This is a genomic window from Thiobacillus thioparus DSM 505, from assembly GCF_000373385.1.
Classification (GTDB): Bacteria; Pseudomonadota; Gammaproteobacteria; order Burkholderiales; family Thiobacillaceae; genus Thiobacillus; species Thiobacillus thioparus.
Map to the genome: position 1 here is coordinate 269,003 of NZ_KB891317.1, position 24,029 is coordinate 293,031.

At 63.9% G+C, this 24,029-nt stretch carries 24 protein-coding genes and 1 other RNA gene; 20 read left to right on the forward strand and 5 right to left on the reverse strand.

Annotated features, from left to right (window positions below; all coding sequences use genetic code 11):
• The first annotated feature begins 51 nt into the window (after window positions 1-51).
• From B058_RS0107005 to B058_RS18030, 3 genes are all read left to right on the forward strand, one after another.
• Complete coding sequence (locus B058_RS0107005; protein ID WP_018507769.1) at window positions 52-441, forward strand: hypothetical protein; 390 nt, start codon at window positions 52-54, stop codon at window positions 439-441.
• A 14-nt stretch (window positions 442-455) separates the two neighbouring features.
• Window positions 456-965: an FKBP-type peptidyl-prolyl cis-trans isomerase gene (locus tag B058_RS0107010; protein ID WP_018507770.1), complete on the forward strand. Its 510-nt coding sequence runs from the start codon at window positions 456-458 to the stop codon at window positions 963-965.
• A 65-nt stretch (window positions 966-1,030) separates the two neighbouring features.
• Window positions 1,031-1,192: a hypothetical protein gene (locus B058_RS18030; RefSeq protein WP_018507771.1), complete on the forward strand. Its 162-nt coding sequence runs from the start codon at window positions 1,031-1,033 to the stop codon at window positions 1,190-1,192.
• Window positions 1,193-1,809: 617 nt separating this feature from the next.
• Here the strand turns inward: B058_RS18030 and ssrA are convergent.
• From ssrA to B058_RS0107035, 5 genes are all read right to left on the reverse strand, one after another.
• Window positions 1,810-2,176: a transfer-messenger RNA gene (gene ssrA, locus B058_RS17515) on the reverse strand.
• Window positions 2,177-2,322: 146 nt separating this feature from the next.
• Window positions 2,323-2,703 (reverse strand): SirB2 family protein, encoded by a 381-nt coding sequence (locus B058_RS0107020; RefSeq protein WP_018507772.1) that lies wholly within the window; start codon window positions 2,701-2,703, stop codon window positions 2,323-2,325.
• Between the two features lie 3 nt (window positions 2,704-2,706).
• Window positions 2,707-3,372 (reverse strand): HAD-IA family hydrolase, encoded by a 666-nt coding sequence (locus B058_RS0107025; protein WP_018507773.1) that lies wholly within the window; start codon window positions 3,370-3,372, stop codon window positions 2,707-2,709.
• A 4-nt stretch (window positions 3,373-3,376) separates the two neighbouring features.
• The gene (ubiG, locus tag B058_RS0107030; RefSeq protein ID WP_018507774.1) at window positions 3,377-4,075 is read right to left on the reverse strand and encodes a bifunctional 2-polyprenyl-6-hydroxyphenol methylase/3-demethylubiquinol 3-O-methyltransferase UbiG; all 699 of its coding nucleotides are present in this window, start codon (window positions 4,073-4,075) and stop codon (window positions 3,377-3,379) included.
• Between the two features lie 2 nt (window positions 4,076-4,077).
• Window positions 4,078-5,397, reverse strand: coding sequence for a TRZ/ATZ family hydrolase (locus tag B058_RS0107035; protein WP_026240720.1), 1,320 nt, complete (start codon window positions 5,395-5,397; stop codon window positions 4,078-4,080).
• Between the two features lie 107 nt (window positions 5,398-5,504).
• On the opposite strand from B058_RS0107035, the gene gyrA reads away from it, so the two are divergent.
• From gyrA to cysM, 17 genes are all read left to right on the forward strand, one after another.
• Entirely contained in the window at window positions 5,505-8,054 is a 2,550-nt protein-coding gene (gyrA, locus tag B058_RS0107040) for a DNA gyrase subunit A (protein WP_018507776.1), read from the forward strand.
• A gap of 13 nt (window positions 8,055-8,067) precedes the next feature.
• Window positions 8,068-9,147, forward strand: coding sequence for a 3-phosphoserine/phosphohydroxythreonine transaminase (gene serC, locus B058_RS0107045; protein ID WP_018507777.1), 1,080 nt, complete (start codon window positions 8,068-8,070; stop codon window positions 9,145-9,147).
• Entirely contained in the window at window positions 9,140-10,315 is a 1,176-nt protein-coding gene (locus B058_RS0107050; RefSeq protein WP_018507778.1) for a phosphoglycerate dehydrogenase, read from the forward strand. Before serC ends, B058_RS0107050 begins: the two co-directional genes overlap by 8 nt.
• A complete protein-coding gene (gene pheA, locus B058_RS0107055; RefSeq protein WP_018507779.1) occupies window positions 10,312-11,406 on the forward strand; it encodes a prephenate dehydratase in 1,095 nt (364 codons plus the stop codon). The genes B058_RS0107050 and pheA overlap by 4 nt, the downstream gene beginning before the upstream one ends.
• Complete coding sequence (hisC, locus tag B058_RS0107060) at window positions 11,406-12,557, forward strand: histidinol-phosphate transaminase (protein WP_026240722.1); 1,152 nt, start codon at window positions 11,406-11,408, stop codon at window positions 12,555-12,557. The genes pheA and hisC overlap by 1 nt, the downstream gene beginning before the upstream one ends.
• Window positions 12,554-13,420, forward strand: coding sequence for a prephenate dehydrogenase (locus B058_RS0107065; protein ID WP_018507781.1), 867 nt, complete (start codon window positions 12,554-12,556; stop codon window positions 13,418-13,420). Before hisC ends, B058_RS0107065 begins: the two co-directional genes overlap by 4 nt.
• Window positions 13,420-14,709 (forward strand): 3-phosphoshikimate 1-carboxyvinyltransferase, encoded by a 1,290-nt coding sequence (gene aroA, locus B058_RS0107070; RefSeq protein ID WP_018507782.1) that lies wholly within the window; start codon window positions 13,420-13,422, stop codon window positions 14,707-14,709. The genes B058_RS0107065 and aroA overlap by 1 nt, the downstream gene beginning before the upstream one ends.
• Window positions 14,706-15,377: a (d)CMP kinase gene (gene cmk / locus B058_RS0107075; protein WP_018507783.1), complete on the forward strand. Its 672-nt coding sequence runs from the start codon at window positions 14,706-14,708 to the stop codon at window positions 15,375-15,377. Before aroA ends, cmk begins: the two co-directional genes overlap by 4 nt.
• A 92-nt stretch (window positions 15,378-15,469) precedes the next feature.
• A complete protein-coding gene (gene rpsA, locus B058_RS0107080) occupies window positions 15,470-17,191 on the forward strand; it encodes a 30S ribosomal protein S1 (RefSeq protein WP_026240723.1) in 1,722 nt (573 codons plus the stop codon).
• A 3-nt stretch (window positions 17,192-17,194) separates the two neighbouring features.
• Complete coding sequence (locus tag B058_RS0107085; RefSeq protein ID WP_018507785.1) at window positions 17,195-17,479, forward strand: integration host factor subunit beta; 285 nt, start codon at window positions 17,195-17,197, stop codon at window positions 17,477-17,479.
• Between the two features lie 183 nt (window positions 17,480-17,662).
• Window positions 17,663-17,950, forward strand: a complete 288-nt coding sequence (locus B058_RS0107095) for a LapA family protein (RefSeq protein ID WP_018507787.1) — start codon at window positions 17,663-17,665, stop codon at window positions 17,948-17,950.
• Window positions 17,951-17,955: 5 nt separating this feature from the next.
• Window positions 17,956-19,122 (forward strand): lipopolysaccharide assembly protein LapB, encoded by a 1,167-nt coding sequence (lapB, locus tag B058_RS0107100; RefSeq protein ID WP_018507788.1) that lies wholly within the window; start codon window positions 17,956-17,958, stop codon window positions 19,120-19,122.
• A gap of 35 nt (window positions 19,123-19,157) precedes the next feature.
• Window positions 19,158-19,856, forward strand: a complete 699-nt coding sequence (pyrF, locus tag B058_RS0107105; RefSeq protein WP_018507789.1) for an orotidine-5'-phosphate decarboxylase — start codon at window positions 19,158-19,160, stop codon at window positions 19,854-19,856.
• 12 nt (window positions 19,857-19,868) lie between these two features.
• On the forward strand, window positions 19,869-21,191 hold the full coding sequence (locus tag B058_RS0107110; protein WP_018507790.1) for a UDP-glucose dehydrogenase family protein: 1,323 nt from the start codon (window positions 19,869-19,871) through the stop codon (window positions 21,189-21,191).
• Window positions 21,191-22,126: a D-glycero-beta-D-manno-heptose-7-phosphate kinase gene (gene rfaE1 / locus B058_RS16585; protein ID WP_018507791.1), complete on the forward strand. Its 936-nt coding sequence runs from the start codon at window positions 21,191-21,193 to the stop codon at window positions 22,124-22,126. The genes B058_RS0107110 and rfaE1 overlap by 1 nt, the downstream gene beginning before the upstream one ends.
• Window positions 22,123-23,121 (forward strand): ADP-glyceromanno-heptose 6-epimerase, encoded by a 999-nt coding sequence (gene rfaD / locus B058_RS0107120; protein ID WP_018507792.1) that lies wholly within the window; start codon window positions 22,123-22,125, stop codon window positions 23,119-23,121. The genes rfaE1 and rfaD overlap by 4 nt, the downstream gene beginning before the upstream one ends.
• A complete protein-coding gene (cysM, locus tag B058_RS0107125) occupies window positions 23,118-24,014 on the forward strand; it encodes a cysteine synthase CysM (RefSeq protein WP_018507793.1) in 897 nt (298 codons plus the stop codon). The genes rfaD and cysM overlap by 4 nt, the downstream gene beginning before the upstream one ends.
• The last annotated feature ends 15 nt before the right edge of the window (window positions 24,015-24,029 follow it).

Genomic DNA, 24,029 nt, shown 5'->3' on the forward strand with positions numbered 1-24,029 from the left:
TTGCGCAGTTTTTTTTCGTGACCCCAACAGAAATTGCCACAGGAATTGCCCATGACCACTTCTGTCGTTCAGGCCCCACCCAAGACCGCGATGAACATCATCGAGCACACGGACGAAGCGATCCTGGAGATCGCCCACCCCATGTGGCGCGACCTCATCAAATATTCCAACCAGGGGCTCTACGGCAAATTCATCCGCAAGTTCTCCTACGACCTGCTGCTCGGCCTCAACGAAGTCGAACTCGGCAAACAGTTCGCCAACAGCGAGCTGACCCGAAGCCTGCGCCCGGACTGGGATTACCTGGGCATCATCCGGCGCGGCCAACATGTCACCGTGCTGTACCGGGTGCGCAGCACGAAGAAGGAAGGCGAATGGCTCGGGCGGCTGGTGCTGGGCTACGAACAGGGCGAGGTGCGCATCTTTGCCGCCTCCATTTTCTGAAAATCGGGATAGTCATGAAAGCCGTCATCGAAGCCAACAAATATGTCGAGCTGACCTACAAAGTCATCGACCGGAAAACAGGCCAGGTGCTGACGATGGTCGAGTTTCCGCTGGGCTATGTCCATGGCGTTAACGAGATCCTGTCGCCCCGGGTCATGGACGCGCTCGAAGGAAAATCCGAGGGCGACATCATCGAGGTGCACATCGACTGCAACGACATCTACGGCCCGCGGGACGAAGCCCTCGTGATCGTCGAAGCCATCGCGAACGTGCCCGAGGCCTACCGTGACGTCGGCACGGCCATCCTCATGGAAAACGACAACGGTCAAACCAAGAGCTTTCTCGTGACACGTGTGGACTCCAGAACCGTGACGATCGACGGCAACAATCCGCTGTGCGGCCGGGAAGTGATTTTCAAGCTCGAGATCCTGCTGGTCCGTGATGCCACCGGCGAGGAAATCCGGTACGGCGGCAAGGTGGAGCCGGTCCCTGACCTGAACAACTGTCGCGCCGTTCCCGTTTGAAGGGTGTGCAAACTGCCTGATATTGGGTTTCCAAACCCCCATATCCCAATGAGACGAGGTAAAACATGAGCGAGCCCACCAAAACCAAGCGCCCGGTTCCGGAAGGCAGATCCCGCTTTCTGACAACCCGGCAAAAAGCGCCGAACGAGAAGGGTTACGTCGGATATGACACCATCTGGGAGCCGTTCCATAAAGTGGTCAAATACACCACGCCCAAGAAGCCGTAAATCCGACGGCCACGCGAACCTGACCGGTCGCGGCCATGTGTTACATCAACAGACCTTCCGGATTCGATGGTTCGCTTGCGCGTCAAGGCGAACACGCGGGAGGCGCTGTCCGTAAGGCATCAGGTTTTCCAGCATTCCCCGTGTGGCTTTTCGTTGACTCATGGGGCATCGGGAATCAGGAAGGAAATGCTAACTCGTTGTTGGCGAGGTAGACGGCATGGAAGAACGCATCGTCCATCGCAGTACCCTCGGATAGCACGCCTCCAAGTACGGGTCTTGAGAGCACAGTGGCCGCAGGCAATCGTAAGGCCGGTGTTGCCTCTGGCCGAATAGGCGACAGTGGGGTTCCCATCATAAGGGTCGGCGTTTCATTGCAGGCATAAATTCCGGCCTGGACTTTGACTAAACCTGATTTGAATTACGGCAATTTAAGATTTCGCCCGTGGCGACCGCGTAACTGCCTGTGCGGCCATCACTGCATCAGATGAATCCGGTAGTACCGTCAGTTCTCGTCGGATTTCACCAGGCTTACTGGACGTCACAGGCAAATAAAAAGGCCACAATCCTTGTGTTTAACAAGAATCATGGCCTTCTTTGGACCACCAGGGATCGAATTCTGGTGGAGCCGGCGGGAATCGAACCCGCGTCCGCAAGCCCTCTACAGGCAGTTCTACATACTTAGTCCGGTGTTTTTAAGCTTTAAGCTCCATCACGCCCGCCGAACAGGCTGGATTTCGCCGAGTCGCCTTGGATTTTGCACCTGCCCAAGCGACCCGGACAAGCACGATTTCATGTGAATTAACTCACTGCCGGTTTGACCCGGCCTAGCCCATGAACAGGCTAGTGTGAGTCCTGGACCTTAAGCGGCCAGGGCGTAGTTTTCGTCGTTTGCGACTAAAGTTTTTCAGTTGGATTTACGAGGTGCTCTGACCCTCGGTATGCCCTACGCTGCTTTGCGACCCACGTCGAAGCCAGGTCGGCCCCATGTGTGTTGCTGCAACAAGTGTACCGCATAGAGGGCGGGGTGGCGGGAAAGTTCCCGCGCGGGGGATAAATCGTGGCAAGTCTCAACTCCCGTTCGGGCTGGCTTGTCGAAGGGTTCAGCCCGAACGCAATCAAGGGGAATTCAATTACAGGAAAGGCAAGGGGTTGTGCGTGACCGCAACCGCGACGATGTAGCCGAGCACGAGCAGGGCGGCGATCCAGGCGGCGATGCGCGTGCGCTTGGTCCTGCCGCGCTTGAGGGCGATGGTGCCGAGCACGATGTACAAGATCAGCGCGAAAAGCTTGGCGGTGAGCCAGCCGTCCACCAGCGGATACTGGCCCAGCATGATGGCGAGGCCGAAGCCGCTGATCAGCAGCAGGGTGTCGTTGACATGCGGGACGATGCGCACCCAGCGTGCCTGCAGCCGGGGGGAGTCGGCCATCATCCAGACGCCGCGCAGGAGGAACAGCGTCAGCGTGATGGCGATGGTGGTGAGGTGGATGTGCTTGAGGAGGGTGTAGTCCATGGTTCAGGGCGCCAGGTAGTCGAGGGTGTCGAGCGGGCGATGGATCTCCGCGTGGGCGCCCCAGGTGTGCGGCTGGTCGGCGGCATCGAGATAGCCCCAGGCGGCGACCAGCGCCGGCATGGCGGCGGCCGTGGCGGCCTGGATGTCGCGCTGGGCGTCGCCCAGGTACAGGCATTGTGCCGGCAGGGCATTGCAGAGTTCGGCGGCCGCGAGCATGGGGGCGGGGTGCGGCTTGGGCTGCGGGCAGGTGTCGCCGGAGACGATGCAGGCGGCGCGCTCGGCCAGGTCGAGGATGGACATCAGCGGCTCGGTGAAGCGCGCCGGTTTGTTGGTGACCACGCCCCAGGCGAGGCCGCGCTGCTCCAGCGCTTCGAGCAATTCGAGGATGCCGGGGAAGGGCCGCGAGTGGCGGCAGATGTTGTCGGCGTACAGCTGCAGGAATTCCTCGCGCATGGACGCAAAGTGCGGGTCGTCGGGATGCAGGTCGAAGCCGAGGCCGAGCAGGCCGCGTGCGCCGTGCGAGGCCTGCGGGCGGATGATCTCGTCGGCCAGCGGCGGCAGGCCGTGGCGCGTGCGCTGCAGGTTGAGCGCGTGGCCGAGGTCGGGCGCGGTGTCGACCAGGGTGCCGTCGAGGTCGAACAGGACGGCGCGGATGTTCTCGAGCTTCACAGCTTTACTCCCCCCGGCGCGTCGCCATCAGGTAGTTGACGTCGGTGTCGGCTTCCAGCTTGTAAATCTTGGTCAGCGGGTTGTACGTCATGCCGATCAGTTCCTGGGTGTCGAGCCCGGCTTCGCGCGTCATGCGGGCGAGCTCGGCGGGCTGGATGAACTTGGCGTAGTCGTGGGTGCCGCGCGGCAGCAGCTTGAGGACGTATTCGGCGCCGACGATGGCGAAGAGATAGCTCTTGGCGTTGCGGTTCAGCGTGGAGAAGAACACCCAGCCGCCTGGTTTCACCAGCCTGGCGCAGGCGGCGACGATGGAAGCCGGGTCGGGCACGTGTTCGAGCATTTCCATGCAGGTGACGACGTCGAATTCGCCGGCGTGCTGCGCGGCGTAGTCTTCGGCGGATACCAGCTGGTAGTCGACGCTATGGCCCGATTCGTAGAGGTGCAGTTTGGCGACCTTGAGCGCTTTCTCGGAGAGGTCGATGCCGCTCACCGTGGCGCCGGCGGCGGCCATGGCTTCGGCCAGGATGCCGCCGCCGCAGCCGACGTCGAGCACGGTCTTGCCGGCCAAGGGTGCCTGCTTGTCGATCCACTTCAGGCGTAGCGGGTTGATTTCGTGCAGCGGCTTGAATTCGGAGTTTGGGTCCCACCAGCGGTGGGCGAGTTCGGAAAATTTGGCGATTTCGGCAGCGTCGACGTTGCTCATGGCTATCCTTGTGGGGCGAGTTTGGTGCGCCAGTAGGCGGCGCGGGCGGTCAGGTCGTCGATATCGAGATTGACCAGACGGCGGTCATTCAGTTTCAGCTTGCCGTCGACCCACACATGGGTGACGTGCTCGCGTCCCGCAACGTAAACCAGGTGCGAGACGGGGTCAAACACCGGCTGGCCGGACAGGGCGTGCAAGTCGACCGCGACCAGGTCGGCACGCTTGCCGGGGACGATGCTGCCGATCTGGCTGTCGAGGTTGAGCGCGCGGGCAGCGTCCAGCGTGGCGGCACGCAGGGTAGCCGCGGCGGGCAGGATGGCGGGGTCGCCGCTGGCGCCCTTGGCCAGCAGGGCGGCCAGGCGCATTTCGCCGAACAGGTCGAGGCGATTGTTGCTGGCGGCACCGTCGGTGCCGAGGCCGACGTTGACGCCTGCATGCAGCAGATCGGCCACCGGCGCAATGCCGGAGGCCAGTTTCAGGTTCGACGTCGGGCAGTGGGCCAGGTGGCAGCCGTGCTGCGCCAAGAGTCCGATTTCGGCCTCGTTCACATGCACGGCATGGACGCCGATGAAATTCGGCCCCAGCAGCCCCAGGCGCGCCAACCGTTCCAGCGGCCGCACGCCGTATTGCTTCAGGCTGTCCCGGATTTCGTCGTCGGTTTCGTGGATGTGGGTGTGGATGGGCAGGCCGAGTTGCTCGGCCAGGGTGTTGATGCGCCCGAAGGTGGCGTCCGAGACGGTGTAGGGCGCGTGCGGGGCGAAGGCGAAGGCGAGCAGCGGTTCGTCCTTCAGTTCGTCGCGCAGGGCCAGTCCCTTGGCCAGGTAGTCGTCGGCGTCCGAAGCGTAGGCGCTGGGAAATTCCAGCACGATCATGCCCAGGGTGGCGCGCATCCCCGCCTGCAGGAAGGCTTCGCCTGCGGCCTTGGGGAAGAAATACATGTCGTTGCAGGTAGTGATGCCGCCCGCCAGCATTTCGGCGACGGCGAGCAGGGTGCCGTCGCGCACGAAGGCCTCGGACACGTGCTTCTTCTCGGCCGGCCAGATGCGGTCGTTGAGCCAAGCCATCAGCGGCAGGTCGTCGGCGAAGCCGCGAAACAGCGACATCGCGGCGTGGCCGTGCAGATTGACCAAACCCGGGATCAGCGCCTGTCCTGGCAGGGGGAGCGTCTGCACGGCGTCGTAGCGGGCCTGTGCGGCATCGGCGGGCAGCACGTCGAGGATGCAGCCGTCCTGCACGACGACGGCATGGTCGGATAGTGGCCCCCCCGATTCGACGGGTACCACCCATTGCGGCAGGAGAAGAAGGTCGGCGGGGGCTTTCATGGTGGCCTGCATTCTCACTGTTTGGCCGTGGTTTGGCAAAGGCGGCCGAGCCTCCCGGCCATGCTAAAATCGCGTGCTTTAAAGCCTGAATAAATAAAAAACCGGTTATGGAACAGTTTGCCAAGGAAACCCTCCCGGTCAGCCTCGAAGAGGAGATGAGGCGGTCGTATCTCGATTACGCCATGAGCGTGATCGTCGGACGTGCGCTGCCGGACGTGCGCGACGGCCTGAAGCCCGTACATCGTCGCGTGCTGTTCGCGATGAACGAACTGGGCAACGACTGGAACAAGGCATACAAGAAGTCGGCGCGCGTGGTCGGCGACGTCATCGGTAAATACCACCCGCACGGCGATACCGCGGTATACGACACCATGGTGCGGATGGCGCAGGACTTTTCGCTACGCTACCCGCTGATCGACGGCCAGGGCAACTTCGGCTCGGTCGACGGCGACAACGCGGCGGCGATGCGTTATACCGAAGTTCGCATGTCGAAGATCGCGCACGAATTGCTGGCCGACCTCGACAAGGAAACGGTCGACTTCGGCCCCAACTACGACGGATCCGAGCAGGAACCGCTGGTGTTGCCGACCAAGATCCCCAACCTCCTGATCAACGGCTCGTCCGGCATCGCGGTGGGCATGGCGACCAACATCCCGCCGCACAACCTCACCGACATCTGCACCGCGCTGTTTGCGCTGCTGGACGACCCCGAGATCGACATCGAGTCGCTGATCGCCATCGTCAAGGCGCCGGACTTCCCGACTGCCGGCATCATCTACGGCCTCTCCGGCGTGCGTGACGGCTACCGCACCGGCCGCGGCCGCGTGGTGATGCGCGCCACCTGCCACGTCGAGGACCTCGACAAGGCGGGCGGCAAGCAGGCGATCATCATCGACGAACTGCCGTACCAGGTGAACAAGGCCAACCTGCTGATCAAGATCGGCGAGTTGGTGCGCGAGAAGCAGATCGACGGCATTGCCGACCTGCGCGACGAGTCCGACAAGTCGGGCATGCGCGTCTACATCGAGCTGAAGCGTGGCGAAAACGCCGACGTGATCCTGAACAATCTGTACAAGCAGACGCAGATGCAGGACACCTTCGGCATGAACATGGTGGCGCTGATCGAGGGCCAGCCGCGCCTGCTCAACCTGAAGGAAATGCTCGACGCCTTCCTGCGCCACCGCCGTGAAGTCGTCACCCGCCGCACCGTGTTCGATCTGCGCAAGGCGCGCGAACGCGGCCACATCCTCGAAGGCCTCGCCGTGGCGCTGGCCAACGTCGACGAGATCGTCGAGCTGATCAAGTCCTCGGAAACCCCCGTGATCGCCAAGGAGCGCCTGCTTGGCCGCGCCTGGAAGTCGGCAATGGTCGAGGAGATGCTGGCGCGCATCGACCCCGAATATTCGCGTCCGGTGAACATCGGCCCCGAGTTCGGCCTGCATGCCGACGGCTACCGTTTGTCCGAGATACAGGCGCAACGCATCCTCGAAATGCAGCTGCAGCGCCTGACCAACCTCGAGTCGGACAAGATCATCGGCGAGTACAAGGAGATCATGGCGAAGATTGCCGACCTGCTCGACATCCTGGCCAATCCTTCGCGCATCACCCAGATCATCCGCGAGGAGTTGACCCAGGTGCAGGAGCAGTTCGGCGACGCGCGCCGCTCGGCCATCGTCGAGAACGCGCAGGACATGTCGATGGAAGACCTGATCAAGCCGGAAGAGATGGTCGTCACGCTGTCGCACGGCGGCTACATGAAGTCGCAGCCGATCGACGACTACCGTGCGCAGAAGCGCGGCGGGCGAGGCAAACAGGCAGCGGGCACCAAGGATGAAGACTTCATCGAGAAGATGTTCATCGCCAATACCCACGACTACATCCTCTGCTTCTCCAACCGTGGCCGGCTGTATTGGCTCAAGGTCTACAACGTGCCGCAGGGCGGCCGTGCGGCACGCGGCAAGCCCATCGTCAACCTGCTGCCGCTGGAAGATGGCGAGAAGATCAACGCGCTGTTGCCGGTCAAGACCTTCGACGACGATCAATACGTCTTCATGGCGACCAGCAACGGCATTGTCAAGAAGACGCCCTTGAGCGACTTCTCGCGTCCGCGCACCGCCGGCATCATCGCGGTGGGGCTGGACGAGGGCGATTTCCTCATCGGCGCGTCGATCACCGACGGCCGCCACGATGTGATGCTGTTCTCCGACGGCGGCAAGGCGGTGCGCTTCGACGAGAACGACGTGCGCCCGATGGGCCGCACCGCGCGCGGCGTGATCGGCATGAAGCTCGCCAAGGGCAAGAAGCTGATTTCGCTGCTGGTGGCCGAGGACGAGAACGATTTCGTGCTGACCGCGACCGAGAACGGCTTCGGCAAGCGCACGCCGATCGCTGAATACACCCGACACGCGCGTGCGACGCAGGGCATGATTGCGATCCAGACCAGCGAACGGAATGGCAAGGTGGTGGCTGCAACATTGGTGAAACCAGACGACGAGATCATGCTGATCACCACCGGCGGCGTGCTGATCCGCACCCGGGTCAAGGAGATCCGGGCCATGAGCCGCGCCACGCAAGGCGTCACGCTGATCAACCTGGACAAGGGCGAGACGCTGATCAGCCTGGAAAAACTGGCTGAAACCGACAACGAAGAGGAATGAAGGGGATACACGCATGACGATCTATAACTTCAGTGCCGGCCCGGCCGTGCTGCCCAAGGATGTGCTGCAACAGGTGCAAACCGAGCTGGTCGACTGGCACGGTTCCGGCATGTCGGTGATGGAAATGAGCCACCGCGGCAAGGAGTTCATGGGCATCGCCGCCGAGGCCGAAGCCGACCTGCGCGAACTGATGGGCATCCCCGCCAACTACAAGGTCCTGTTCCTGCAGGGTGGCGCGTCCAGCCAGTTCGCCATGGTGCCGATGAACCTGCTGCGCGGCAAAACCGGCGCCGATTACCTCAACACCGGCGAATGGTCGAAAAAGGCCATCAAGGAAGCGAAGAAATATGGCGCGGTGAACGTGGTGGCGACGAGCGAGGACAAGAACTTCAGCTACGCGCCGACGCAGGCCCAGTGGAAGCTCGATTCCAACGCGGCCTACGTCCACTACACGCCCAACGAGACCATCGGCGGCGTGGAGATGTTCTGGACGCCGGAGACTGGCAGCGTGCCGCTGGTGGCCGACATGTCGTCGACCATCCTGTCGCGCCCGATCGACGTGTCGAGATTCGGCCTGATCTACGCCGGCGCACAGAAGAACATCGGCCCGGCCGGACTGACCATCGTCATCGTGCGCGACGACCTGATCGGGGAGACGCTGAAAGGCACCCCGACCATGTTCGACTACAAGATCCACGCCGACAACGACTCGATGTACAACACGCCGGCCACCTTCGCCATGTACACGGCGGGGCTGGTGTTCAAGTGGCTGAAGGTGCGCGGCGGCCTCGCCGCGATGGAGAAGACCAACCGCGAGAAGGCCAGCCTGCTGTATGACTATCTCGATGCGACCGACTTCTACGCATCGCCGGTGGCGAAGGACAACCGCTCGCTGATGAACGTGCCGTTCACCCTGAAGGATTCCACGCTCGACGAGGCCTTCCTCAAGCTCGCCAAGGAACGCAGCCTGCTGCAATTGAAAGGCCACCGCTCGGTGGGCGGCATGCGCGCCTCGATCTACAACGCCATGCCGATCGAGGGCGTGCGTGCGCTGGTCGACTGCATGCGCGAGTTCGAGAAAAGCCATGGCTGAGCCGCGCAAGATTCTCACGCTGAACGCCATTTCCGCGCGCGGACTGGCGCGGCTGCCGGAGGCTTATACGGTCGGGGGCGACGTAGCCGACCCGGACGGCATCCTGGTGCGCTCGGCCAACATGCACGAGATGGACATCCTCGCCTCGGTGCGCGCGATCGCGCGTGCCGGCGCAGGAACCAACAATATCCCGGTGAAGAAGCTGTCGGAACGCGGCGTGCCGGTGTTCAACGCGCCCGGTGCCAACGCCAACGCGGTGAAGGAACTGGTGATCGCCGGCATGCTGCTGGGCGCGCGCAACCTGGTGCCGGCGTTGAAATTCGTCGAGGGACTTTCGGGCACCGACGAGGAGATGCACAAGGCGACCGAGGCGGGCAAGAAGCAGTTCGCCGGCATGGAGCTGCCGGGCCGCACGCTGGGCGTGATCGGGCTCGGCGCGATCGGTTCCTACATTGCCGAGGCGGCGATCAAGCTCGGCATGAACGTTGTCGGCTTCGATCCGGCGATCACGGTCGACGCCGCGTGGCGGCTGCCGTCGCAGGTCAGGCGTGCGGAGAGCGTCGAGGACGTGCTGCGCATGGCCGACTTCGTCACCCTGCACGTGCCGCTGCTGGACGCCACCCGCAATCTCGTCAACGCCCAGCGCATCGCCGTGATGCGTCCCGGCGCGGTGCTGCTCAATTTCGCACGCGAAGGCGTGGTCGACAATGCCGCCGTGATCGAGGCGCTCGACGCCGGCAAGCTGCACGCCTACATCTGCGACTTCCCGGCCAACGCGCTGAAGGGCCACGCCAAGGCGGTGGCGCTGCCGCATCTGGGCGCCTCGACCGAGGAAGCCGAGGAAAACTGCGCGGTGATGGTGGCCGAACAGCTCGCCGACTACCTGGAAAACGGCAACATCCTCAACGCGGTCAACTTCCCCAACGTCAGCATGCCGCGCGAATCCGCGTACCGCATCGCGATTGCCAACGCCAACGTGCCCAACATGGTGGGACAGATTTCGTCGGTGCTCGCCGCCGCCGGACTCAACATCCACAACATGGTCAACAAGTCGAAGGGCGACATGGCGTATACCTTGGTCGACATCGACAGCGCCGCCACCGCTGCAGTCATGCAGCAGCTTGCTGCGATTGCCGGGGTGCTGGCCGTACGCTACCTGCCGGCATGACGGACGACGCACACAGCGCGCCGGGCGCGCCGACCGAGCTGGGCGCGCTGCGTGCGCGCATCGACAGCATCGACGACGCGATCCTGCAGCTGATCTCGGAGCGGGCGGGCATCGCCCAGCAGGTCGGGCGCGCCAAGAACGGCGAGAAGATCTACCGTCCCGAACGCGAGGCGCAGATCGTGCGGCGCTTGCGCGAGACCAATCCCGGCCCGTTGTCGGGCGATGCGATCGAGCGCCTGATCCGCGAGATCATTTCCGCCTGCCGCGCGCTGGAACAGACCACGCGCATCGCCTATCTCGGTCCGGCCGGCACGTTCAGCCAGCAGGCGGTCCACAAGCATTTCGGCCACGAGGCCGAGGCGCTCGCCGAGGCCGACATCGACGCCTGCTTCCAGGCGGTGGAAACCGGGCGTGCCGATTTTGCGGTGGTACCGGTGGAGAACTCCACCGAAGGCGTGATCGGCCGCACGCTCGACCTCATCGTCATCAGCACGCTCAAGATCTGTGGCGAGGTCATGCTGCCGATCCATCAGACGCTCATGAGAAAACATGGCGGGCTGGGCGGCATCCAGCGCGTGTATGGCCACGCGCAATCGCTTGCCCAGTGCCAGCAGTGGCTGGCTCGCCATCTCCCCAATGCCGAACGCGTCAGCGTGGTCAGCAATAGCGAAGGGGCACGCCGCGCGGCGGCCGAACCCGATGCCGCCACGCTGGGCAGCGAAGCCGCCGCCGAACTGTATGGCCTTGACGTGGTGGAAGCGCGCGTCGAAGACGAAGCCAGCAATACCACCCGCTTTCTGGTGCTGGGGCAAAACGATTCCCCGCCCTCGGGTCGCGACAAGACCTCGCTGGTGATGAGCACGAAGAACGAGCCGGGCGCGGTGGTCAAGCTGCTGCAGCCGCTCGCCGACGCCGGCATCTCCATGAGCAAGCTCGAATCGCGCCCGGCGCGCTCGGGCAACTGGGAATACCTCTTCTTCGTCGTCTGCCAGGGCCACCGCCAGGATGCGAACCTGGCGGCAGCGCTTGCCGAAATCGAGACGCGCGCCGCCTTCCTCAAGATTCTGGGTTCCTACCCCGTCGCCTCGTGATGAATTGTTGTGAATTCGCGCCGCCGTACGTGCGTGCGATCGCCCCGTACCAGCCCGGCAAACCCATTTCCGAACTCGCGCGCGAACTGGGATTGGACGAAGCCGACATCGTCAAGCTGGCGTCGAACGAGAACCCGCTCGGCCCCAGTCCCATGGCGCTGGCGGCGGCGCAGGACGCACTGCATGACATGGCCCTGTATCCCGATGGAGCCGGTTTTGCGCTGAAGTCGAAATTGTCGGCGAAGCTGGGTGTTGCGGCACAGCAGATCGTGCTGGGCAACGGCTCGAACGACATCCTGGACATGGCGGCGCGCGCCCTCCTGGCGCCGGGCACCTCCGCAGTCTATGCGCAGCATGCCTTCGCGGTGTATCCGATCGCCACGCAAACCGTGGGCGCGCAGGGCATCGCGGTGCCGGCGAAGGACTATGGCCATGACCTCGCGGCGATGCGCGCGGCCATCCGCGACGATACCCGTGTGCTGTGGATCGCCAATCCCAACAATCCGACCGGCACCTTTCTGCCGTGGGCGGAAATCGAGGCCTTCCTCGCAACCGTGCCGCCGCAGGTGCTGGTGGTGCTCGACGAAGCCTACGGCGAATACCTGCCGACGGAAGACCGCTGCGACACCCTCGCATGGATCGAGCGTTTCCCGAATCTGCTGATCAGCCGCACCTTCTCCAAGGCCTATGGCCTTGCCGGTCTGCGCGTCGGCTACGGCGTCGGGCATCCCGACGTCATCGGCCTCCTGAACCGAGTGCGCCATCCCTTCAACGTCAACGCGCCTGCGCTTGCCGCCGCCGAAGCCGCGCTCGACGACATCGCCTTCCTGTTGCGCAGTTACGCGCTGAACAGAGCGGGTATGGCGCAGCTGGCGGCCGGGCTGGCAGACATGAAGGTCGCCATCGTGCCGTCGAAGGGCAATTTCCTGCTGGCGAAAGTCGGCGACGCCGCGCGCATCAACACCGAACTGCTGAAGCGCGGCGTCATCGTGCGACCGGTCGCCAATTACGGCCTGCCCGAGTTCCTGCGCGTGTCGGTAGGGCTGGCCGGGCAGAACACCCGCTTCCTCGACGCGCTGAGCGTGGTTCTTGCCGCTTCAGCGGCTTTAGAACCACGGCCTGACCCTTGCGGTCGGAGAGCCTGCCTGTGATCGTCGGCAAACTTGCCATCGTCGGCACCGGACTCATCGGCGGTTCGTTCGCGCTGGCACTGAAACAGGCGGGTGCGGTGGGCGAGGTGCTGGGTGTCGGGCGGAATCCCGCACGGCTCACCGTCGCACGCGAACTTGGCCTGATCGACCGCGCCGTCGACTGGGCGGAGGCGGGGCAAGCAGACTGCATCCTGCTGGCAATGCCGGTGGGCGAGACCGCAGCCGTATTGAAAAACCTGGCGCCACACCTGAAGCCCGGTGCCATCGTCACCGACGCCGGCAGCACCAAGCTCACTGTCGTCGAGTCGGCACGCGCCGCGCTCGGCACGCGTTTTGCCGATTTCGTGCCGGGCCATCCCATCGCGGGTTCCGAGCAAAGCGGGCCCGGCGCTGCGCGTGCCGATCTCTACCAGGGCAAGCGCGTGGTGTTGACGCCGCAGGCCGAGACCCGCGCCGGTGCGATTGCCACGGTTCGCGCGCTGTGGGAAGCGGTCGGGGCCCAGGTCGAGACGCTGGACGCCGCGCAACATGATCGCGTGTTCGCGGCGGTGAGCCATCTGCCGCATCTCGCGGCATTTGCTCTGGTGGACGATCTGGCACAGCGTGCCGACGGCGACGCCTTCTTTCGCTTCGCCGCCAGCGGCTTCCGCGATTTCACCCGCATTGCCGGCAGCAGCCCGGAGATGTGGCGCGACATTGCACTGGCGAACCGGGATGCGGTGGTGGCAGAACTGGATACCTATCTGGACGCGTTGCAGATTCTGCGCCAGGCAGTCGATGCAGAAGATGGCGATGCCTTGTTGAAGATTTTTTCGCGGGCCCGGACGGCACGCGAACACTGGATGAAGACTCAGGACTCTTGATGGAATTTCTCGATCTGCCCGCAAGCACCGCGGCGCGCGGCACGGTACGCCTGCCGGGTTCCAAAAGCATTTCCAATCGCGTGTTGCTGCTGGCGGCGCTGGCGAAAGGCACGACCATCGTGCGCGCACTGCTCGATTCCGACGACACCCGGGTCATGCTCGATGCCCTGCGCGCGCTGGGGGTCGGCGTGGCGCGGGTGAGCGATTCCGACGACTACGAGATCACCGGCGTGGGTGGCGCGTTTCCGGTCAAGCAGGCCGAGCTGTTCCTGGGCAATGCCGGCACGGCGTTCCGTTCGCTGACCGCCGCGTGCGCGCTGTCGGGCGGCGAGTATGTGCTGAAAGGCGTCGCGCGCATGCACGAGCGGCCGATCGGCGATCTGGTCGACGCCTTGCGCAAGCTGGGCGCGCGTATCGACTATCTCGGCCAGGAGGGTTTTCCGCCGCTGAAGATCCATCCGGCGGAGATCGCCGGCGACACCACCGAGGTGCGCGGCAACGTATCGAGCCAATTCCTCACCGGCCTCCTGATGGCGCTGCCGCTGCGCCAGCGCAATACCACGATCGAAGTCGTGGGCGAGCTGATTTCCAAGCCCTATATCGGGATCACGCTGGCGATGCTGCGCCGCTTTGGCGTGGATATCGCGCGCAACGGCTGGCAAGGCTTCGGCGTGCCGGCGGCAGCTCGCTATCGGAGCCCGGGCGAAATCTGGGTCGAGGGCGACGCCTCGTCGGCGTCGTATTTCCTCGCCGCGGGCGCCATCGGCGGTGGTCCCGTGCGGGTGCAGGGCGTGGGCCGCGACAGCGTGCAGGGCGACGTGCGCTTTGCCGATGCGCTGGCGAAAATGGGCGCGCAGATCGACATGGGGCCGAACTGGATCGAGGCGCAAGCACCCAGAAATGGCCGCCTGAAGGCGATCGACCTCGACTGCAACGCCATTCCCGACGCCGCGATGACGCTGGCGGTGACGGCGCTGTTCGCCGACGGCCCGACCACGCTCAGGAACATCGCCAGCTGGCGGGTGAAAGAGACCGACCGCATTGCCGCGATGGCGACCGAACTGCGCAAGGTCGGCGCGACGGTGGAGGAGGGGGCCGACTTCATCCGCATCACGCCGCCGGAACACCTCATCCCCAATGCCGTCATCGATACCTATGACGACCACCGCATGGCGATGTGCCTGTCGCTGGCGACACTCGGCGGCGTGCCGGTGCGCATCAACGATCCGGCCTGTGTGAATAAGACCTTCCCGACGTATTTCAAGATATTTGCGGGGATCGCCCAATGAGCGCTGCGCCCAGCCCAATCCCGGTCATCACCATCGACGGCCCCTCGGCCTCGGGCAAGGGTACCGTGGCGGAACGGGTGGCAGTCGCGCTGGGATTTCACTTTCTCGACAGCGGCGCGCTGTACCGGCTGACCGCGCTGTCGGCGATGAAGCATGGCGTGGCGCTGGACGACGAGGCGCGCGTGGCGGAACTGGCGGGCCATTTGCCGGCAACGTTCCGCGACGGCTCGGTCTGGCTGGCGGGCGAAAACGTGACCGACGCGATCCGCGCCGAAGCGGTGGGCGAGGGCGCCTCGAAAGTGGCGGCCCTGCCGGGCGTGCGCGCGGCCTTGCTCGACCGCCAGCGCGCCTACCGCCAGCCGCCCGGGCTGGTGGCGGATGGGCGCGATATGGGCACCGTGGTATTTGCCGATGCGGCGACCAAGGTCTTCCTCACCGCCAGTGCCGAGGCGCGTGCCGAGCGGCGCTATAAGCAGTTGATCGAAAAGGGGAACTCTGCTAGTCTAACGGCCCTTGTTGCGGATATGCAGGCCCGCGATGCGCGCGATTCCGCCCGCACCGTTGCACCGCTGAAACCCGCGCCGGATGCGTTATTGCTCGACACGACCCATATGGATATCGAGTCGGCGGTGCAGGCGGTGCTGGCGCACTACCACAGCAAGCAATGAAGTATTAGAAGTATTACTCGTGTCAGACCTGCGCCCGCAGGCTGGCGATGTGCAACTAACCCCGTCCTCACCGACGGACAAGAAGGTTTTTAATGTCTACTGCTACCGCTGCTTCCGCCCCCGAGTCCATGGAAAGCTTTGCCGCCCTGTTCGAGGAATCCCTCGAGCACCAGGAAATGCGCCAGGGTGAAGTCATCACCGCCGAAATCGTCGGCATCGACCACAACTTCGTGACGGTGAATGCCGGCCTCAAATCCGAGAGCCTGATTCCCCTCGAAGAATTCAAGAACGACCAGGGCGAGATCGAAGCCAAGGTCGGCGATTTCGTTGCCGTTGCGATCGAGTCGATCGAAGACGGCTTCGGTGCCACCAAGCTGTCGCGCGAGCGCGCCAAGAAACTGGCCGCGTGGCTGGATCTGGAAGCGGCGATGAACGAAGGCCGCATCGTCACCGGCATGGTACAGGGCAAGGTCAAGGGCGGCTTGACGGTTCTGGTGGGCGGCCTGCGCGCCTTCCTGCCGGGTTCGCTGGTCGACATGCGTCCGGTCAAGGACACCACGCCCTTCGAATACAAGGAAATGGAATTCAAGGTCATCAAGCTCGACCGCAAGCGCAACAACGTCGTGGTGTCGCGCCGTGCCGTGCTGGAAGAGACCATGGGTGCCGACCGTGAAGCGATGATGGAGAACCTGAAGGAAGGCTCCATCGTCAAGGGCGTGGTGAAGAACATCACCGACTACGGCGCGTTCGTGGACCTGGGCGGCATCGACGGCCTGCTGCACATCACCGACATGGCCTGGCGCCGCGTCAAGCACCCGTCCGAAGTGGTTCACGTCGGCCAGGAACTGGAAGCCAAGATCCTGCGCTACGACACCGAGAAGAACCGCGTGTCGCTCGGCATCAAGCAGCTGGGCGATGACCCGTGGGTTGGCATTGCACGCCGCTATCCGCAGGGCACCCGCATGTTCGGCAAGGTCGCCAACCTGACCGACTACGGCGCGTTCGTCGAGATTGAAGAGGGTATCGAAGGCCTGGTGCACGTCTCCGAGATGGACTGGACCAACAAGAACGTCAGCCCCTCCAAGATTGTCCAGCTGGGCTACGAAGTCGAAGTCATGGTGCTTGACATCGACGAGGACAAGCGCCGCATCTCGCTGGGTATGAAGCAGTGCAAGTCGAACCCGTGGGAAGATTTCTCGATGAACCACAAGAAGGGCGACAAGGTCAGCGGCGCGATCAAGTCGATCACCGACTTCGGCGTGTTCATCGGCCTGCCCGGCGGCATCGACGGCCTGGTCCACCTGTCCGACCTGTCGTGGAACGTGCCCGGCGAAGAAGCCGTGCGCAACTTCCGCAAGGGCCAGGACGTGGAAGCCGTGGTTCTCGGTATCGACCTCGAGCGCGAGCGCATTTCGCTCGGCATCAAGCAGCTCGAAGGCGATCCGCTGACCAGCTACGCGTCGGGCCACGAGAAGGGCAGCATCGTCAAGGGCACCATCAAGACCGTGGAGCCCAAGGGCGCCACCGTGCAGCTGGACAGCGACATGGAAGGCTACCTGCGTGCATCCGAAGTCTCGCGCGACCGCGTCGAAGACATGCGCAGCCACTACAAGGAAGGCGACGAGATCGAGGCCATGATCATCAACGTGGACCGCAAGAACCGTGTGATCAACCTGTCGATCAAGGCCAAGGACATGACCGAGCAGGATGCGGCGATGAAGAAATTCTCGGCCGAATCCGCAGCGGCGGCCAGCGGTTCGACCAACCTCGGCGCACTGCTGAAAGCCAAGCTCGATAACAAGAACGCCGAGTAATCCATGACCAAGTCCGAGCTGATTGCTCAACTGGCGGCGCGGCATTCGCAATTTTCGGTTGCGGATATCGAAATGGCGGTGAAAACGATCCTCGATGCGCTGGCGAAAAACCTGTCGCGCGGGGAGCGTATCGAAATCCGCGGTTTCGGCAGCTTCAGTCTGAGCTTTCGTCCCGCCCGTCTCTGGCGCAACCCCAAGTCTGGCGAGCGCGTGCAGGTGCCGGCCAAGTATGTGCCGCACTTCAAGGCCGGCAAGGAGTTGCGCGACCGGGTGGATTTTCCGCTCTAGGCGTGGTGGTGGCGGGCGCGTGCGATGTTATAGGTGCTTCGGCGCCTTCGCATTCATGGCCGGCCCGCGGCCGTTAGATCCGGTCAAGGACAGCAAGACCAACAAGACGGCGCCGCAAGGCGCCGTTTTCTTTGGCGATTGGCGCCGCGCGGGTAAAATGGGCGAACTTCCTGGCGTATATACATGAAAAATTTCACGCACTATCTGGGCCTGCTGGCGAAACTGCTGGTTTTTCTGCTGGTGCTGGGCTTTGCCCTGAAAAACAGCCATAGCGTGACTTTTTATTCCTATCTGGATTATGTGTGGCAGGCGCCGCTGATCGTCATGCTGGGGTTGGCGTTCATCCTCGGCGCCCTGATCGGGGTGCTCGCCTTGCTGCCCACGCTATTCCGCTTGCGGCGCGAACTGGGCCGCAAGCTGCGGGCGGTCGAACTGGATACGGTCACGCAAACCGACCTGCCCGTCGTATAAACCCCATGGAATTCGAGCTCTGGTGGTTACTGGCGTTTCCCCTGTTTTTCGTGCTGGGCTGGTTGGCTGCGCGAGTGGACATCCGGCAGGTGGTGACCGAATCGCGTGCGTTGCCCAACTCGTATTTCCGCGGTCTGAATTTTCTGCTCAACGAGCAGCCCGACAAGGCTATCGAAGCCTTCCTGGAAGTCGTCAAGCTCGAACCTGAAACCATCGACCTGCACTTTGCGCTGGGCGGCTTGTTCCGCCGGCGCGGCGAACTCGATCGCGCCATCCGCATGCACGAGAACCTGCTGGAGCGCGAAGGCCTGGCCGAGGAGCAGCGTCTGCGTGCGATGAGCGAACTGGGCCAGGATTACCTCAAGGCGGGCCTGCTCGATCGCGCCGAGCAGGTGTTCACGAGGCTGCTGAAAACGCCACAGCACGGTCTGGCACGCACCTATCTGCTGGAAATCTACGTGCAGGAGAAAGACTGGCAGAAGGCCATCGACGCCGCCCATGTACTGGAAAAAGACACCAGCAAGCCGCTCAACGCCGACATCGCCCATTTCCATTGCGAACTGGCGCTGCTCGAATCGGCCCGGGGCAATTCCGAAGCCGCCGCCGCCCAATTGCAGCAGGCGCTGTCCAGCAACCGCCAGTCGGTGCGCGCCAACCTGATGGCGGGCGACCTCGACGCGGCGGCGGGACGGCACGAGGCCGCCATCGCAGACTGGCGCCTGGTCGAAACGCAAAGTGCGGCGCACATGGCACTGGTGGTGGATCGCGTACTCGGCAGTTATCGCCAGCTGGGGCGGCTGGAAGAAGGCGTGCAGTGGCTGCGCGCCCTGTATGCCCGGCAGCCATCGCCGGACGTGTTCAACGCGCTGTATCTGGCAGTAGCCGAAATCGAAGGCGCCACTGCAGCCAGCCAGCTTGCGCGCGAGGAATTGCGGCGCAATCCCAGCCTGCGCACGCTGGACCGCCTGCTCGAAGCCGAGCTCGTCAATGCGGAGCCTGAGGTGCGCGAACTGCTGCAGGTGGAAAAAAACCTGGTGGCTGCGCATAGCCAGCGCATGATGCGCTACCAATGCGGCAGTTGCGGTTTCAAGGCCAAACAGTTCTTCTGGCGCTGCCCGGCCTGCGGGCGCTGGGACAGCTTCGATCCCGAGCGGAGCGAAGGAGAAGCGTGAGTGGGGAGCAGTCAGTGGTAAGTGGAAGGGATGGCGTGAATTCGACCAAGATCATCGTGGCGCTGGATTTTGCCGACGCGGCGTCGGCGCTGGCGCTGGTAGGCCAACTCGATCCGACGCTGTGCCGGCTCAAGGTGGGCAAGGAGCTGTTCACCGTGGCCGGGCCGGAACTGGTGCGCGCGCTGGTGGCGCGCGGGTTCGACGTATTCCTCGACCTGAAATTCCACGACATCCCCAATACGGTGGCGGCGGCCTGCAAGGCGGCAGCGGGACTGGGTGTGTGGATGCTGAACGTCCATGCCTCGGGCGGACGCCGCATGATGGCGGCGGCGCAGGACGCGCTGGCAGGCCTCGCGCAGCGGCCGCTGCTGATTGCCGTGACGGTACTGACCAGCATGCGCGCCGAGGATCTGGCCGAGGTCGGCGTGGCCGATGTGCCGGCCGATCAGGTGTTGCGTCTGGCGCATCTGGCCCGGGCCTGCAGGCTGGATGGCGTGGTCTGCTCGGCGCAGGAAGCGTCCATGCTGCGCGCCGATCTGGGCGCGGATTTTCGCCTGGTGACGCCGGGCATCCGACCGGCCGGCGCGGAAGTGGGCGACCAGCGCCGCGTGATGACGCCGGAAGAGGCACTACGTGCCGGCGCGACCGACCTGGTGATCGGGCGTCCGATCACCGCCGCGGCCGATCCGCTGGCTGCGCTCAAACAGATACAGTCCGACATACAGAATTCTTAGGGAGAAGACGCTTTGAAAATCACGGTAATTGGAACGGGCTATGTGGGCCTGGTAACCGGGACCTGTCTGGCCGAAGTCGGCAACGAGGTGCTGTGCCTCGACGTCGACCCCAACAAGATCGAGATCCTGAAATCCGGCGGCATCCCGATCTACGAGCCAGGGCTGGAGGACATGGTCAAGCGCAACGTCGCCGCCGGCCGGCTGTCCTTCACCACCGACATCGAGGAGTCGGTGGCCTTTGGCCAGATCCAGTTCATCGCCGTCGGAACCCCGCCGGACGAGGACGGCTCGGCCGACCTGCAATATGTGGTGGCCGCGGCGCGCAACATCGGCCGCCACATGGGCGACTACAAACTGGTGGTCGACAAGTCCACCGTGCCGGTCGGCACCGCCGACAAGGTGCGTGCTGCGCTCACGGAGGAGTTGGCCAAGCGCGGCGTAGCCATCGAATTCAACGTCGCATCGAATCCCGAATTCCTGAAGGAAGGGGCGGCGGTGGACGATTTCATGAAGCCAGACCGCATCGTCATCGGCACCGACAGCGAACGCGCCACGGCCTTGCTGCGCCAGCTCTACGCGCCGTTCCAGCGCAACCACGACCGTCTGACGGTGATGGACGTGCGCAGTGCCGAACTCACCAAGTACGCCGCCAATGCCATGCTGGCGACGCGCATTTCCTTCATGAACGAGCTGGCCGTACTGGCCGAGAAACTCGGCGCCGACATCGAGCAGGTACGTCATGGCATCGGCTCCGATCCGCGCATCGGCTATCACTTCCTGTATGCCGGCTGCGGCTACGGGGGTTCGTGCTTTCCCAAGGACGTGCAGGCCTTGCGCCGCACCGGCCAGGAAAACGGCATCTCCTTGCGCGTGCTCGATGCGGTGGAAGAGGCCAACGACGCGCAGAAGCACATCCTGATCAACAAGCTGACCGCCCGCTTCGGAAAAGACCTGAAGGGCAAGCGCTTTGCCATGTGGGGTCTGGCGTTCAAGCCGAATACCGACGACATGCGCGAGGCGCCCAGCCGCACCATGCTCGAAGCGCTGTGGGCGATGGGCGCGAGCGTGTCGGCCTACGATCCGGCGGCGATGGAGGAAACGCGCCGCATCTACGGTGAGCGTGCCGACCTGCTGCTGGTCGACAGCCCGATGGATGCACTGAAAGGCGCCGACGCGCTGCTGATCGTCACCGAGTGGAAGGTCTTCCGCAGCCCCAATTTCGACACCATGAAAGCGCTGCTGAAGACGCCGCTGGTGTTCGACGGCCGCAATCTTTACGAGCCGCAGGCGATGCGCGAGATGGGATTCGACTATCTGCCGATCGGACGCCAGTAATGTCCTTGCGTGACGCCATCCGCCGCGCCCGCATCCTGGTAGTGGGCGATGTGATGCTGGACCGCTACTGGTTCGGCGACGTCTCGCGCATCTCGCCCGAGGCGCCGGTGCCGGTGGTGCATGTCACGCGCAACGAAGACCGCATCGGCGGCGCCGGCAACGTGGCACGCAATGCCGCGGCGCTGGGTGCGCAGGTCACGCTGCTGTCGGTGGCGGGGTGCGACGAGGCCGGGCAGGCCCTGCGAGCGCTGCTCGAGGCCGAGTCGTTCACCGTGCATCTGCACGAAGACCCGGCGTTTTCCACTATCACCAAGCTGCGCGTCATCGGACGCCAGCAACAACTGCTGCGCGTCGACTTCGAGACCCAGCCGGGTCACGAGGTGTTGGCTGCCAAGCTGGAAGCCTATGCGCAGCTGCTGACCGACTGCGACGTGGTGATCCTGTCGGACTACGGCAAGGGCGGGCTGACGCATGTCACGCGCATGATCGAGCTGGCGCGCGCGGCGAACAAGCCCATCCTGGTCGACCCCAAGGGCGACGACTGGGCACGCTACACTGGAGCCACCCTGATCACGCCCAACCGCAGCGAATTTCGCGACGTGGCCGGCAGCTGGAAAACCGAGGCCGAACTCGCCGACAAAGCCGCGGCGGTGCGCGCGAGCTTCCAGCTGGATGCGCTGCTGGTGACGCGCAGCGAGGAAGGCATGAGCCTGTTCGACGCCACTGGCGCGCACCACGAGGCCACCCGGGCACAGGAAGTGTTCGATGTCTCCGGCGCCGGCGACACCGTCATCGCAGCCTATGCCGTGGCCCTGGCTGCTGGCGCGAGCGGGGTCGAGGCAGTGCGCCTGGCCAACCGGGCGGCGGGCATCGTGGTCGGCAAGTTCGGCACCGCTGTCGCGACTGCGGACGAAGTCTTTGGAGAAGAAGCATGAGCCAGTACACCGTCGTCACCGGTGCCGCCGGATTCATCGGTGCCAACCTCGTCAAGGCGCTCAACGCGCACGGCGAGACCAACATCATCGCGGTCGACAACCTGACCAAGGCCGACAAGTTCAGGAACCTGACCGACTGCGAGATCGCCGACTATTTCGACAAGGCCGAATTCCTCGACCTGGTCGAGGAGGGCGTGCTCGACGGCGCCGTGGCGGCGGTCTTCCACGAAGGCGCGTGCTCCGACACCATGGAAACCGACGGCCGCTACATGATGGAGAACAACTACCGTTACTCCAGCGCGCTGCTCAAGTTCTGCCAGGATGAGGGCGCACAGTTCCTCTATGCTTCGTCGGCGAGCGTCTATGGCGCCGGGCGCGTGTTCTCCGAATCGCGTGAGTTCGAGTCGCCGCTCAACGTCTACGGCTATTCCAAGTTCCTGTTCGACCAGAGCGTGCGCCGTCTTTGGAACGACCGCACGGCGCAGATCGCAGGCTTCCGCTATTTCAACGTCTACGGCCCGCGCGAGCAGCACAAGGGACGCATGGCCTCGGTGGCGTTCCACTTCTTCAACCAGTACCGCGCCGAGGGCAGGGTGAAGCTGTTCGAGGGCTGCGACGGCTACCCCAACGGCGAGCAGCGGCGCGATTTCGTCTCGATCGAGGACGTAGTGCGCGTCAACCTGTGGTTCCTCGACCACCCGGATGTGTCGGGCATCTTCAACGTCGGCACCGGGCGCTGCCAGAGCTTCAACGATGTCGCGGTGGCGGCGGTGAACGCCTGCCGGGCATCCGAAGGCCAGCCGGCCTTGACGCTGGAGCAGATGCAGGCCCAGGGCCTCGTCAGCTACATCGCTTTTCCCGACGCGCTCAAGGGCAAATACCAGAGCTATACCGAGGCCGATATCTCCGCGCTGCGCGGGGCGGGGTATGATGCGCCCTTCTACAGCGTGGAAGAAGGCACTTCCCGCTACATCGAACACCTGTTGAAGACATGAGTACCTACAAGACCATCGAGGATACGGTTGGCAACACGCCGCTGGTGCGCCTGAAGCGCATGCCCGGCACGACCAGCAACATCATTCTCGTCAAGCTCGAAGGCAACAATCCTGCCGGCTCGGTGAAGGACCGCCCGGCCCTCTCGATGATCGACGCCGCGCAGGCGCGCGGCGAGATCAAGCCCGGCGATACGCTGATCGAAGCGACCAGCGGCAATACCGGCATCGCGCTGGCGATGGCGGCAGCCATGCGCGGCTACAAGCTTATCCTGCTCATGCCCGAGAATGCCTCGATCGAACGCCAGCAGACCATGCGTGCGTTCGGTGCCGAATTGCAGCTGGTGAGCAAGGAGGCCGGCATGGAAGGCGCGCGCGATCTGGCGATCGCCATGGAGAAACAGGGTATCGGCAAGATCCTCGACCAGTTCGCCAACCCCGACAATCCCGAGGCGCACTACCGCACCACCGGGCCCGAGATCTGGCACGACACGCAGGGCAGGATCACCCACTTCGTTTCTAGCATGGGCACGACCGGCACCATCATGGGCTGTTCGCGTTACCTCAAGGAACAGAATCCGGCGATCCAGATCGTTGGCGTGCAGCCGACCGAGGGCTCGCAGATTCCAGGCATCCGCAAGTGGCCGGATGAATACGTGCCGAAGATCTGCGACTACGACCGGGTTGACCACATGATCTATGTGAGCCAGTTGAATGCAGAGGAAACCACGCGCCGGATGGCGCGCGAGGAAGGCATCTTCGCCGGCGTCTCGTCCGGCGGCGCGCTGTGGGCAGCCCTGCAGCTGTCCAAAGACATTCAGGACGCCGTCATCGTCTCCATCGTTTGCGACCGCGGCGACCGGTATCTGTCGACGGGTGTATTCCCCGCCGCGTAAGTAGCGGGTTAACGG